Raw genomic sequence first — 11,242 nt, 5'->3', positions numbered from 1 at the left:
CTGCGGCGGCCGGTGCTGCGGGCCGTGGCGGGGGCGGCCTCGGGCGTGCTGCGCGCGCGGCCGCGCGCTGCGGGTGCCGGGTCCGCCAACCGCGCGCGGGTTTCGACCTGTTCGAGCGGGGCGGCAGCGGCGGGGGGCTGGGTCAGTGCGCTGGTCGCCGGCTTGCGGCTGCTGCGGCCTGTGGCGGGCGCTTTCAGCGGAATGACTTCGGCGTCGGCGGCGGAGGATGTAGCTGCGGCGCGGGGCGGCGCCGTGATGTCAAAGGCTTCTGGGGCGAGGAGCGCGGCGCGCCGGCTGGGGGCGGGGGGCAGGGGCATGGTGGCAGGGCCTCGGTCAAGGATGGTCAGAAAGCAAAAAGCCGCCTGGAGGCCAAGGCGGCTTTGTCGGGGGAAGCAAGCGTTGCGCAAACCTGGGGCATCGGCCCATTATGCCTACTCCAGGTGACCGTCAGGCCAAAAGGAGCGGCGGGCCCAGGCCGCCACCGGCCACGTCGCGCGGCATCAAGCCACCTCAGGCGGCTTTCTTCAGGGCCTTGATGGACTTGACGGCCTTGAGCACGTCGTCCACGTGGCCCGGAACCTTCAGGCCGCGCCACTCCTGCAGCAGCACGCCGTCGGGACCGACGAGGAAGGTGCTGCGCTCGATGCCCTTGACCTTCTTGCCGTACATGATCTTGTTCTTGACCACGCCGAACATGTGGCACATCTTTTCTTCGGTGTCGGCAATGAGCTCGAAGGGCAGTTCCAGCTTTTCCTTGAAGTCGTCGTGGGACTTCATGTTGTCGCGCGACACGCCGAACACCGCAGCGCCGGCCTTCACGAAATCCTTGTACTTGTCGCGGAACTGCATGGCCTCTGTGGTGCAGCCGGGCGTGTTGTCCTTGGGATAGAAGTACAGGACCAGAACCTGGCCCAGGTGCGAGGTGTTGGAGACCTTCAGGCCGCCGGTCGCGTTGGCTTCAAATTCGGGGAGGGGTTTGTTGACAACGATCGCCATAACACTTCAATCTCTCAGGATGTAGTCGTTGGTAAGCCGGGGGAGCGGGTGTGTTATTGCTCTTGGAAGTGCCCCCGACCGCAACCCGAAATTTTACCTCGAAAACGTTCCCTGACAAAATGTAAGACAGTGTGTCTTGCCCTCTGCGCGGCGGTCTGGCGGGGCGTTCGCCGCCGCGCTGCACCGCGGGGCGGCGCGTGCCGTCAGGCCTCCAGGATGAGCGCGGCGACCACGTTGCGGCCTTCGCTGGCCAGGATGTTGTAGGTACGGCAGGCGGCCGCCGTGTCCATGGTTTCGAGGCCCATGCGCCGCGCCATCAGGGGGGCCAGCCAGGCGGGCGGCGGAAACCGGTTGCGGCTGCCGCTGCCGAAGACGATCAGCTCGGCGTCCAGCGCGGCCAGTTGCGCGAAATGGTCCGGCGCCAGGTCTTCAAAGCGCGCGGGCGCCCAGGCCTGCCGCAGGCCGGCCGACCCGATGATGACGCTGTGCGTGATCCGCTCCGCGTCCACGCCGATCCACCCGGGGCCGTAGCCGCTGATGGTCTGTGCGCTGGATCGGTCGGGCTGGAATTTCATGGGATCGGGGCGTTGGCGGGCTGTGCCCGAAGTGTCAGAGCGGGCTGGTCAAGCCAGCAAGGGGACAGGGGGCGCGGGTGAACTGTGGTCAAATTATAGGTTTCGCCCTGCAGCCCCTTGCAGGGGCCGCCCCCTGACCCCTTCGCACACCCGTCAGCGCATGAAAACCGTCCAGAAATCCGCCAAGCTCGCCAACGTCTGCTACGACATCCGAGGGCCGATCATGGACGCGGCCAAGAAGATGGAGGAAGACGGGCACAAGATCATCAAGCTCAACATCGGCAACCTCGCGGTGTTCGGCTTCGATGCGCCCGAAGAGATCCAGCTCGACATGATCCGCAACCTGCCCAATTCGGCCGGTTATTCGGACAGCAAGGGCATCTTCGCCGCGCGCAAGGCGGTGATGCACGAGACGCAGAAGCAGGGCATCAAGGGCGTGGCGCTCGACGACATCTACCTGGGCAATGGCGCCAGCGAGCTGATCGTGATGGCCACCAACGCCCTGCTGGACAACGGCGACGAGCTGCTGCTGCCCTCGCCCGACTACCCCCTGTGGACGGCCGCAGCCAGCCTCTCGGGCGGCACGCCGGTGCACTACCTGTGCGACGAGGCCAATGGCTGGATGCCCGATCTGGCCGACATCCGCGCCCGGATCACGCCCCGCACCAAGGGCATCGTGGTCATCAACCCCAACAACCCCACCGGCGCGCTGTATTCCGACGACCTGCTCAAGGGCATCGTCGCCATTGCGCGCGAGCACGGCCTCGTGATCTTTGCCGACGAGGTGTATGACAAGGTGCTGTACGACGGTGCGCGCCACACGGCCATCGGGTCGCTGTCGGACGACGTGCTCACGCTGACCTTCAACTCGCTGTCCAAGAGCTACCGTTCCTGCGGCTACCGCGCGGGCTGGCTGGTGGTGTCGGGCGACAAGAAGGCCGCCAAGGACTACATCGAGGGCCTGAACATGCTCTCGAACATGCGGCTGTGCGCCAATGTGCCGGGCCAGTGGGCCGTGCAGACGGCGCTGGGCGGCTACCAGAGCATCAACGAACTGGTCAGCGAGGGCGGCCGCCTGCGCAAGCAGCGCGACCTGGCCTATGAGCTGATCACGGCCATTCCGGGCGTGAGCTGCGTCAAGCCGCGCGCGGCGCTGTACATGTTCCCGCGCCTGGACCCGGCCGTGTACCCCATTGCCGACGATCAGCAGTTCTTTTTGGAGCTGCTGCAGGAAACCAAGGTGATGCTGGTGCAGGGCACGGGCTTCAACTGGTCCGCGCCTGACCACTTCCGCATCGTGTTCCTGCCGCACGAGGACGACCTGCGCGACGCCATCGGCCGCGTGGCGAAGTTCCTGGAGCTGTACCGCAAGCGCTGCGGCACCGATCTGCGGCGCGTCGGCTGATACCCCACCACCCATCACCCCATCAAGCAAGGCGTGCGCGACCCCGGATGCACCGCCGCAGGGCCTCAAGGTAAAGGTGTTGCTCGATTCCGGTTCGCATCAGCGACTCACTTTTTGATAGCTTTCGGCGCTTTATGGATAAGCGCTGAAGCCCATTTTGACTGGTAAATTTCCATGAAACCCATCCAAGTAGGCCTTCTGGGCATCGGCACCGTCGGCAGCGGCGTGTTCAACGTGCTGCGTCGCAATCAGGAAGAGATCCGCCGCCGCGCGGGCCGCGGCATCGAGATCACCATGGTGGCCGATCTGGACGTGGAGCGCGCCCGGGGCGTGGTGGGCGAGGGCGTGCAGGTGGTCAATGACGCCCGCGCCATCATCGCCAACCCCGACATCGACATCGTGGTCGAGCTGATCGGCGGCTACGGCATCGCGCGCGGCCTGGTGCTCGAAGCGATTGCGGCTGGCAAGCATGTGGTCACCGCCAACAAGGCGCTGCTGGCCGTGCACGGCACCGAGATCTTCGCGGCGGCATCGGCCAAGGGCGTGATGGTGGCCTTCGAGGCCGCCGTGGCCGGTGGCATTCCCATCATCAAGGCGCTGCGCGAAGGCCTCACGGCCAACCGCATCCAGTGGATCGCCGGCATCATCAACGGCACCACCAACTTCATCCTGTCCGAGATGCGCAGCAAGGGCCTGGACTTTGACGTGGTGCTGAAGGAAGCGCAGCGCCTGGGCTACGCCGAGGCCGATCCCACCTTCGACATCGAAGGCGTGGATGCCGCGCACAAGGCCACCATCATGTCGGCCATCGCGTTCGGCATTCCCGTGCAGTTCGACAAGGCGTATGTGGAGGGCATCACCAAGCTCTCCGCCGCCGACATCCGCTACGCCGAGCAGCTGGGCTACCGCATCAAGCTGCTGGGCATTGCCAAGCGCCGCGACAGTGGCGTGGAACTGCGCGTGCACCCCAGCCTGGTTCCGTCCAAGCGCCTGATCGCCAATGTGGAAGGCGCCATGAACGCCGTGGTGGTGCAGGCCGATGCCGTGGGCACCACGCTGTATTACGGCAAGGGCGCGGGCAGCGAGCCCACGGCCAGTGCCGTCATCGCCGACCTGGTGGACATTGCCCGCCTGCACACGGCCGACCCCGAGCACCGCGTGCCGCACCTGGCCTTCCAGCCGCACACGCTGAGCGATGCCATGGACGCGCTGCCGGTGCTGCCCATGAGCGAAGTGGTCACCAGCTACTACCTGCGCCTGCGTGTGGCCGACCAGGCTGGCGTGCTCGCCAAGGTCACGGGCCTGCTGGCCGAAGCCGGCGTGAGCATCGACGCGGTGCTGCAGCGCGAGGCCGACGAAGTGGGCGGCGAAGGATCGACGCAGACCGACCTGATCATCCTGACCCACGACACCCGCGAAGGCACCATGGACGCCGTCATCGCCCAGATGCAGGCCCTGCCCACGGTGCTGGCACCCATCACGCGCATCCGCAAGGAAGAGCTGAACTGATCTTATCTGACTGAGCGGACCATGCCGCGCGCCGCCGCGCTCTGACGATGCCACCTCGCCGCCATCATGCCCACCCTGGTCGCTGCACTCACGTTGTCGGCGCTGGTCAAGATCGCCTACCTGGACATGCCGCGCTGGCATCTGGGCTTTGGGTTCGGCGTGCTGGTCACGCTGGCGCTCCTGCAGTCCATGCCGTGGTCGCAGGCCCTGCTCAACGGGGCGGGCAGCTTTCTGGTGGCCTGGCTGTATTTCGTGCTGCTGGAGCGCACGGACAATTACGAGGACAAGCCGCTGCACTGGCTGATTCTGGTCGCCGGTTTTTTGCTGCTGATCGCCTCACGTTTTTACATTGACATCCGTGTGTACGGCATCAGCCTGTAGCCTTGCAAACGAGACCCTGACCGACGGAATTCCCCATGAAATACCTGAGCACGCGCGGCCACGCAGACCGCAAGCAGTTCTGTGACATCCTGCTCGAAGGCTTGGCGCCCGATGGCGGCCTGTATCTGCCCGAGCACTACCCGCAGGTCGACGACGCGATGCTCACGCGCCTGCGCCGTGCGTACCACGAGCAAGGCTATGCCGAGCTGGCGTTCCAGATCCTGTCGCTCTACATCGACGACATCCCGGCCGCCGACCTCAAGGCCCTGTGTGCCAAGACCTACACCGCCGAAGTCTTCGGCACCGGCGAGATCGTGCCCCTGCGCCACCTCGAAGACGGCCTGTGGCTCGAAGCCCTGTCCAACGGCCCTACGCTGGCCTTCAAGGACATGGCCATGCAGCTCCTGGGCAACCTGTTCGAATATGAACTGGGCCGCCGGGGCGCCGAGCTGAACATCCTGGGCGCCACCAGCGGCGACACCGGCAGCGCGGCCGAATACGCCATGCGCGGCAAGCAGGGCATCCGCGTGTTCATGACCAGCCCGCACGGCCGCATGAGCCCCTTCCAGCAGGCACAGATGTTCAGCCTGCAAGACGCCAACATCCACAACATCGCCATCGAAGGCGTGTTCGACGACTGCCAGGACATCGTCAAGGCCGTCTCCAACGACCTGGAATTCAAGCGCAAGTACAAGATCGGCACCGTCAACTCCATCAACTGGGCGCGCCTCCTGGCGCAGGTGGTGTACTACTTCGCTGGCTATGTGCAGGCCACCGAGACCAACGACCAGAAGGTCAGCTTCACCGTGCCCAGCGGCAACTTCGGCAACGTGTGCGCGGGCCATGTGGCGCGCATGATGGGCCTGCCGATTGCCAAGCTGGTGGTGGCCACCAACGAGAACGACGTGCTCGACGAGTTCTTCCGCACCGGCGTGTACCGCGTGCGCGGCAGCGCCGACACGCATGAGACGTCGAGCCCGAGCATGGACATCAGCAAGGCCAGCAATTTCGAGCGCTTCGTGTTCGACCTGCTGGGCCGCGATGGCGCCGCTACGAAGGCGCTCTTTGGTGATGCGCTGGCCCAGCAAGGCCAGTTCGACCTGAGCGGCGACCCGCGCTTTGCCGACGCCGCCGCGAAGTACGGCTTTGAAAGCGGCAAGAGCACCCATGCCGACCGCCTGGCCACCATCCGGGACAACTACCAGCGCCACGGCGTCACCATCGACACCCACACCGCCGACGGCGTGAAGGTGGCGTTGGAGCGGCGGGGCGACGCCGGCGTGCCCATGATCGTGCTGGAGACGGCGCTGCCCATCAAGTTCGCCGCCACCATCGAAGAGGCGCTGGGCCATGCACCGGACCGCCCAGCGCGGTTCGAGGGCATCGAAGACCTCCCCAAGCGGGTGCAGGTGATGCCGGCCGACGTGGCGCTGGTCAAGGCCTATATCGAGCGCCACTGCGCTTCGGCCGCATAGGTGGCACAGAAAATTTGATAAAAAGTGCCAGCAGCGCTTATCCAGTAAGCGTTTGCAGCTATACAAGGAATAGCGAGACAAGGAGCAGCGGATGAAGGTTGTCGGTTTTGCCGGCTTCTCTGGCAGTGGCAAGACCACGCTGGTGGAGCAGTTGATCCCCGAGCTGCGGCTGCGGGGCCTGCGGGTGTCGGTGGTCAAGCATGCCCACCACAGCTTCGACATCGACCACCCGGGCAAGGACACCTACCGCCACCGCGAGGCCGGCGCTTTTGAAGTGGTGGCCGCGTCGGACAAGCGGCTGATGCTGGTGCGCGAGTTCGAGCAACCGGCCACGCTCAGCGTGCACCACTTGCTGGCTGAGCTGTACCAGGGCGTGGACTGGGTGCTGGTGGAAGGCTTCAAGGACAGCGACCTTCTCAAGGTGGAAGTCTGGCGCGCGCCCGAGCCCGGCCAGGCGGCCAAGCCCGTGCGCTACCCCGACGACGACTTTGTGGCCGCCGTGGCCACCGACGCGCCTGATCTGCTGCCGGCTCCCACCCAGCTGCCCGTGCTCAACCTCAATGCTCCCGCCGAGGTGGTGGACTGGCTGATCCAGCACGCGCACCGCTTTGAATACGACTGGGAACTGCACGGCGGCCTGCTGCCGTCGTCGTGATGCGCATGAACAAAGCGCCGCTGAAACCCCTGGACGACGCGCTGGCCGAACTGCTGGCCCATGCCGCGCCCCTGCCGGGCACCGACACCGTCGCCACCTTCGATGCCGATGGCCGTGTGCTGGCACAGAACTGCATCTCGGCCCTGCACGTGCCGCCGCAGGACAACAGCTCCATGGACGGCTACGCCGTGCGCAGCGCCGACGTGTCCGCACCCGGCACGCTGCTGCCCGTGTCGCAGCGCATTGCCGCGGGCAGCGCGGGCGAGCCGCTGGCCCCCGGCACGGCCGCGCGCATCTTCACCGGCGCGCCGGTGCCGCCCGGGGCCGATGCGGTGCTGATGCAGGAAGACTGCGAGGCCGTGGAGCCTGCAAGCGTTCGCATCCACGCCGTGCCCCGGCCCGGCCAGTGGATCCGCCGCGCGGGCGAGGACATCACGCGGGGCGCCGTGGTGCTGGCCGCCGGCACGCGCCTGTCACCCGCCGAGCTGGGCCTGGCCGCCAGCATCGGCCTGCACCAGCTGCCCGTGGCGCGCCGCCCGCGCGTGGCGCTGTTTTCCACGGGTGACGAGCTCGTCATGCCCGGCGAAGTGCCGCCCGAGCAGATGCGCCCCGGCGCCATCTACAACAGCAACCGTTTCTTTTTGCGCGCCATGCTGCTGCGCCTGGGCTGCGAGGTGACCGACTTCGGCATCGTGCCCGACCGGCGCGACGCCACCATCGCCGCGCTGCGCGACGCGAGCAGCGCGCACGACCTGATTCTGACCAGCGGCGGCGTGAGCGTGGGCGAGGAAGACCATATCAAGCCCGCCGTCGAATCGCTGGGCCGCCTGGACCTGTGGCAGATCGCCATGAAGCCGGGCAAGCCCTTTGCCTACGGCACGGTGGGCGGTGCCCACTTCATGGGCCTGCCCGGCAACCCGGTGTCCAGCTTTCTCACCTTTGCGCTCTTGGTGCGGCCATTTGTGCTGAGGCTGCAGGGCGTGCACCAGGTCGCTCCGCAGTGCGTCGCTGCGCGCGCCGACTTTGCCTGGCCCAAGGGCGACAAGCGCCGTGAATTCCTGCGCGTGCGGCACAACGCGGCGGGTGGGCTGGACCTGTTCGACAACCAGAGCTCGGGCGTGCTGACATCGGCGGCGTGGGGCGACGGCGTGGTGGACAACCCGGCGGGCCAGACCATTGCACCCGGCGACGTGGTGCAATACATCGCCTTCTCGGAGCTTCTGGCATGAAGATTTCAGTCCGCTACTTCGCCTCCATCCGCGAGGCCATCGGCCAAGGCAGCGAAGCATTGGAAACCAGTGCCGCCACCCTGGGCGCGTTGCGCGACGAACTCATCGCCCGGGGCGGCGCGCATGCCGCCAGCCTGGCGCGCGGCAAGGCCGTGCGCATGGCGCTCAACCAGACGCTGAGCGACGAGACCGCCGCCCTGGCCGACGGCGCCGAGGTGGCGTTCTTCCCGCCGGTCACGGGCGGCTGATTTCCGCCACGGCCTGCAGGCGCTCCCGCAGGGCGTCCGAGGCCGGCATCATCGGCGCGCGCAGCTCGTTGCGCATCCAGCCCGCCCGCGCCAGCACGGCCTTGAGCGGGGCGGGGTTGGGCTCGGCAAAACACATTGCCACCCACGGCTGCAGGGCGTGCCACACGCGGCGCGCCTCGGCCAGCTGGCCCGCGCGCAGCAGCGCCATCAGTTCCACGAATTGCGGCGCCTGCCAGTGCGCGCTGGCGGCAATGGCGCCCGTGCCGCCCAGGGCCAGGGTGGTGAACATCTGCGCGTCCTCACCCGCCAGCACGGCCAGGCGGCCGTCGGCGATCAGGGCCTGGGTCTTGGCGGGGTTGCCGCCGCAGTCCTTGATGGCGCGGATGTGCGGGTGCTCGGCCAGCGCCAGCAGCGTCTCGGTGGCCAGCGTGGCGCCGGTGCGGTAGGGGATGTCGTAGACGACCAGCGGCACGCTGCTGGCGTCGGCCAAGGTGCGATACCAGTGCAGCAGGCCGTCCTGCCCCGGGCGGATGTAGTGTGGCGCGGGCACCAGCAAGCCGGCCAGCGGGTAGCGGGCCAGGGCCTGCACCCAGTCCACCGTGTGCTGCAGGTGGTAGCCTGACAGGCCCATCACCACGGGCAGCCCGCCTGCGGCGCCGAGCACCGTCTCCAGCACCGCCAGTTGCTCGGAAGGGTCCAGCGCCGCGGCCTCGCCGGTGGAGCCGCAGGCCACAAAGCCCGACACGCCCTGCTGCGCGAGCCGGGCAGTCATGGCGGCGAGGGCCGGGTGGTCCACGGCGCCGTCGCGAAACGGGGTGACGAGGGGAATCCACAGCCCGCTGAAGACGGTGTCAGCGGCGACGCGGGAAGGCTGAGAAGGTGAAGAAGGCATGCGAAACACTCCATGGAGATTCGACCGCAAGGAAGAACCGTTCAGGGTGCGGGCGCGGAAAACCGGGTGTCCAAAAAAAGGGGGAGTTTGTTGCCAGGGGTTCCGTCGCTCATCCGGGACGGAACCACGCAGCTCCGGTCAGATGAGCTGGGGTTTTTTGGCTTTGGCAATGACCACGCACTGCAACGGCGCCGCCACCGCCATAGCGGCGGTCAGGGCGAAGGAGCGGTGTGTGGGCATGCGGCGCAGTATAGCCAGCCGTTGCTCAAACGCCCCCTCCGCCTTCTGCGGATTGTGGTGCGGGTGCTACCAACTCTGGACAGGGCCAGTTCAGCAGCTCGGCCAGGCGGGTGGTGATCCAGGTGGCTTCGGGCACCGGCATGCCGGATTCGGCCGCGCACAGCCCGGCGTGGATGCGCCGCAGGATTTCGGCTTCGGACGGGGCCTGCACGTGGTACAGCGTCTGCGCCTGCTCCACCAGGTGGCCGGCCAGGTCTTCGCACAGCTCGTAGCGGGCGCGCACGGTGTCGGCACGCTCCGTCAGCCGTCCGCGCGCGTCGCAGTACAGCGCCATGAAGGAGGGCGGCACGTGGATCTGGTTGTCGTCGTCACTCATGGGTTCACACCGACTCAATCCGGCGTGAAAAGGCGCTCGAACTTCGCCATGTCGGCGGGCAACTCGAACGTCACCAACTGGCCCATCTTCATGTCGGCCAGCCGGCAGGCCGCGAACAGCGTGGTCGTGCCCGTCAGCTCCATCACCTCCAGGTCGATGATGGCGTAGGGATGCGGCACGAACACCTGGTGCGCGAACACGTCCTTGCTGGTGTTGCGCGGCGAGGGGTAGAGCTTGTACAGCTCGGTCTGAATGGTCTGGGTGGCCATGGGCGGGGTCTGGAAATGGGCGCGGCGCGGCGCAGAGCGGGTACAGTGCGGGCGGTGGGGTCCGCATCGTACAGACAAAGCTTTCTTCCTCCCCCATTTCTCTTCGTATCTCCCCGTTTCTCCTCGCTTCCATGGCTCGCAACCCTCCCAAAAACAAAAGTGAATGGCCCGCCAAGGTGCTGGCCCTGGTGCGCGGCGGCAACATTCCTGCGGCCGTGGCGCAGATCAAGGTGGCGCCCACCGTGGGTGACATCACGCGGCTGCAGACCCTGTTGGCCGCGCTGCCCCCGACACCGGCGCTGGTGCAGCTGAACAAGGTGGTGGAAGAAGAGCGCGCCCTGCTGGCCGCACCGCGCCTGCACCGCGCCCCGTGATCGCTGCTGCTCCGAATCCCTGCTTCCACTCCGCCATGACATCGCCCCGCGTTTCCATCCAGACCGAGGATTTCGACCTTTCTGCCGAAATCGCGGCGCTGCGCCGTGGCAACCCGGGCGTGGGTGCCGTGTGCAGCTTCATCGGCACCGTGCGCGACCGCAACGACGGAGATGCGGTGTCCTCGATGGAGCTGGAGCACTACCCCGGCATGACCGAAAAGTCCATCGAAGCCATGGTGGACGCGGCGTTCGCGCGCTTCGACATCTTCGGCGCCCGCGTGATCCACCGCGTGGGGCTGCTGCAGCCACTCGACCAGATCGTGCTGGTGGCCGTGACCAGTGCGCACCGCGGGCAGAGCTTTCAGGCCTGCGAGTTTCTGATGGACTATTTGAAGACCCAGGCACCCTTCTGGAAGAAGGAGCAGACCGCGCAAGGCGCCCGCTGGGTGGACGCCCGCGTGAGCGACGACGCGGCGCTGGCGCGCTGGGGCATCGTCGCCCCCAACGGCTGAGTCCGGCGGTCTCGGAGGCGGGCGGGCCCGTACAGGCGGTTCGGCGGCCCAGGATCTGAATAAAAACAGGCATCAGCGCTTATTCATCAAGGGTTTTAAGCTATCA

General features: G+C 66.9%; 14 protein-coding genes and 1 pseudogene. 9 read left to right on the top strand and 6 right to left on the bottom strand.

Annotated features, from left to right (window positions below; translation table 11 throughout):
* From ACOQFS_RS09980 to ACOQFS_RS09970, 3 genes and pseudogenes are all read right to left on the bottom strand, one after another.
* A pseudogene (locus ACOQFS_RS09980) lies at nucleotides 1-317 on the bottom strand (PhoH family protein); the annotation flags it as partial.
* A gap of 193 nt (nucleotides 318-510) precedes the next feature.
* Nucleotides 511-996, bottom strand: coding sequence for a peroxiredoxin (locus ACOQFS_RS09975; protein ID WP_421562728.1), 486 nt, complete (start codon nucleotides 994-996; stop codon nucleotides 511-513).
* A gap of 203 nt (nucleotides 997-1,199) precedes the next feature.
* Entirely contained in the window at nucleotides 1,200-1,571 is a 372-nt protein-coding gene (locus ACOQFS_RS09970) for an Mth938-like domain-containing protein (protein ID WP_421562727.1), read from the bottom strand.
* A gap of 160 nt (nucleotides 1,572-1,731) precedes the next feature.
* Between ACOQFS_RS09970 and ACOQFS_RS09965 the strand changes: the two genes are divergently transcribed.
* From ACOQFS_RS09965 to moaD, 7 genes are all read left to right on the top strand, one after another.
* Nucleotides 1,732-2,976, top strand: a complete 1,245-nt coding sequence (locus ACOQFS_RS09965) for a pyridoxal phosphate-dependent aminotransferase (RefSeq protein WP_421562726.1) — start codon at nucleotides 1,732-1,734, stop codon at nucleotides 2,974-2,976.
* A 174-nt stretch (nucleotides 2,977-3,150) separates the two neighbouring features.
* On the top strand, nucleotides 3,151-4,485 hold the full coding sequence (locus tag ACOQFS_RS09960; protein ID WP_421562725.1) for a homoserine dehydrogenase: 1,335 nt from the start codon (nucleotides 3,151-3,153) through the stop codon (nucleotides 4,483-4,485).
* Nucleotides 4,486-4,551: 66 nt separating this feature from the next.
* Nucleotides 4,552-4,866 (top strand): response regulator, encoded by a 315-nt coding sequence (locus tag ACOQFS_RS09955; RefSeq protein ID WP_421562724.1) that lies wholly within the window; start codon nucleotides 4,552-4,554, stop codon nucleotides 4,864-4,866.
* 35 nt (nucleotides 4,867-4,901) lie between these two features.
* Nucleotides 4,902-6,341 carry a threonine synthase gene (gene thrC / locus ACOQFS_RS09950; RefSeq protein WP_421562723.1) on the top strand — a complete coding sequence of 480 codons (1,440 nt, stop codon included), beginning with the start codon at nucleotides 4,902-4,904 and terminating at the stop codon, nucleotides 6,339-6,341.
* A 91-nt stretch (nucleotides 6,342-6,432) separates the two neighbouring features.
* Nucleotides 6,433-6,996, top strand: a complete 564-nt coding sequence (mobB, locus tag ACOQFS_RS09945) for a molybdopterin-guanine dinucleotide biosynthesis protein B (RefSeq protein ID WP_421562722.1) — start codon at nucleotides 6,433-6,435, stop codon at nucleotides 6,994-6,996.
* Nucleotides 6,996-8,225: a gephyrin-like molybdotransferase Glp gene (gene glp, locus ACOQFS_RS09940; protein ID WP_421562721.1), complete on the top strand. Its 1,230-nt coding sequence runs from the start codon at nucleotides 6,996-6,998 to the stop codon at nucleotides 8,223-8,225. Before mobB ends, glp begins: the two co-directional genes overlap by 1 nt.
* Nucleotides 8,222-8,473 (top strand): molybdopterin converting factor subunit 1, encoded by a 252-nt coding sequence (gene moaD, locus ACOQFS_RS09935; protein WP_421562720.1) that lies wholly within the window; start codon nucleotides 8,222-8,224, stop codon nucleotides 8,471-8,473. The genes glp and moaD overlap by 4 nt, the downstream gene beginning before the upstream one ends.
* On the opposite strand, the gene dapA is transcribed toward moaD, so the two are convergent.
* From dapA to ACOQFS_RS09920, 3 genes are all read right to left on the bottom strand, one after another.
* A complete protein-coding gene (dapA, locus tag ACOQFS_RS09930) occupies nucleotides 8,460-9,365 on the bottom strand; it encodes a 4-hydroxy-tetrahydrodipicolinate synthase (RefSeq protein ID WP_421562719.1) in 906 nt (301 codons plus the stop codon). The two genes, moaD and dapA, sit on opposite strands and share 14 nt — an antisense overlap.
* A 265-nt stretch (nucleotides 9,366-9,630) precedes the next feature.
* Entirely contained in the window at nucleotides 9,631-9,981 is a 351-nt protein-coding gene (locus tag ACOQFS_RS09925) for a hypothetical protein (protein ID WP_421562718.1), read from the bottom strand.
* Nucleotides 9,982-9,995: 14 nt separating this feature from the next.
* Nucleotides 9,996-10,250 (bottom strand): hypothetical protein, encoded by a 255-nt coding sequence (locus ACOQFS_RS09920; protein WP_421562717.1) that lies wholly within the window; start codon nucleotides 10,248-10,250, stop codon nucleotides 9,996-9,998.
* A gap of 131 nt (nucleotides 10,251-10,381) precedes the next feature.
* Here ACOQFS_RS09920 and ACOQFS_RS09915 point away from each other — a divergent pair, with 131 nt between their 5' ends.
* Complete coding sequence (locus ACOQFS_RS09915; RefSeq protein WP_421562716.1) at nucleotides 10,382-10,624, top strand: hypothetical protein; 243 nt, start codon at nucleotides 10,382-10,384, stop codon at nucleotides 10,622-10,624.
* Nucleotides 10,625-10,659: 35 nt separating this feature from the next.
* Complete coding sequence (locus ACOQFS_RS09910) at nucleotides 10,660-11,136, top strand: molybdenum cofactor biosynthesis protein MoaE (RefSeq protein ID WP_421562715.1); 477 nt, start codon at nucleotides 10,660-10,662, stop codon at nucleotides 11,134-11,136.
* Nucleotides 11,137-11,242: the final 106 nt, after the last annotated feature.

The sequence above is a fragment of the Paracidovorax sp. MALMAid1276 genome, from assembly GCF_049198005.1.
Classification (GTDB): domain Bacteria; phylum Pseudomonadota; class Gammaproteobacteria; order Burkholderiales; family Burkholderiaceae_C; genus Acidovorax.
Note: the sequence above shows the minus strand (reverse complement) of the source record. Positions and strands in the feature narration are given on the sequence as shown.

Bases quoted from the DNA above. Each gene is read 5' to 3' on its own strand.
- ACOQFS_RS09975 (WP_421562728.1), bottom strand. From the start codon at position 996: ATGGCGATCGTTGTCAACAAACCCCTCCCCGAATTTGAAGCCAACGCG.
- ACOQFS_RS09970 (WP_421562727.1), bottom strand. From the start codon at position 1,571: ATGAAATTCCAGCCCGACCGATCCAGCGCACAGACCATCAGCGGCTAC.
- ACOQFS_RS09965 (WP_421562726.1), top strand. From the start codon at position 1,732: ATGAAAACCGTCCAGAAATCCGCCAAGCTCGCCAACGTCTGCTACGAC.
- ACOQFS_RS09960 (WP_421562725.1), top strand. From the start codon at position 3,151: ATGAAACCCATCCAAGTAGGCCTTCTGGGCATCGGCACCGTCGGCAGC.
- ACOQFS_RS09955 (WP_421562724.1), top strand. From the start codon at position 4,552: ATGCCCACCCTGGTCGCTGCACTCACGTTGTCGGCGCTGGTCAAGATC.
- thrC (WP_421562723.1), top strand. From the start codon at position 4,902: ATGAAATACCTGAGCACGCGCGGCCACGCAGACCGCAAGCAGTTCTGT.
- mobB (WP_421562722.1), top strand. From the start codon at position 6,433: ATGAAGGTTGTCGGTTTTGCCGGCTTCTCTGGCAGTGGCAAGACCACG.
- glp (WP_421562721.1), top strand. From the start codon at position 6,996: ATGCGCATGAACAAAGCGCCGCTGAAACCCCTGGACGACGCGCTGGCC.
- moaD (WP_421562720.1), top strand. From the start codon at position 8,222: ATGAAGATTTCAGTCCGCTACTTCGCCTCCATCCGCGAGGCCATCGGC.
- dapA (WP_421562719.1), bottom strand. From the start codon at position 9,365: ATGCCTTCTTCACCTTCTCAGCCTTCCCGCGTCGCCGCTGACACCGTC.
- ACOQFS_RS09925 (WP_421562718.1), bottom strand. From the start codon at position 9,981: ATGAGTGACGACGACAACCAGATCCACGTGCCGCCCTCCTTCATGGCG.
- ACOQFS_RS09920 (WP_421562717.1), bottom strand. From the start codon at position 10,250: ATGGCCACCCAGACCATTCAGACCGAGCTGTACAAGCTCTACCCCTCG.
- ACOQFS_RS09915 (WP_421562716.1), top strand. From the start codon at position 10,382: ATGGCTCGCAACCCTCCCAAAAACAAAAGTGAATGGCCCGCCAAGGTG.
- ACOQFS_RS09910 (WP_421562715.1), top strand. From the start codon at position 10,660: ATGACATCGCCCCGCGTTTCCATCCAGACCGAGGATTTCGACCTTTCT.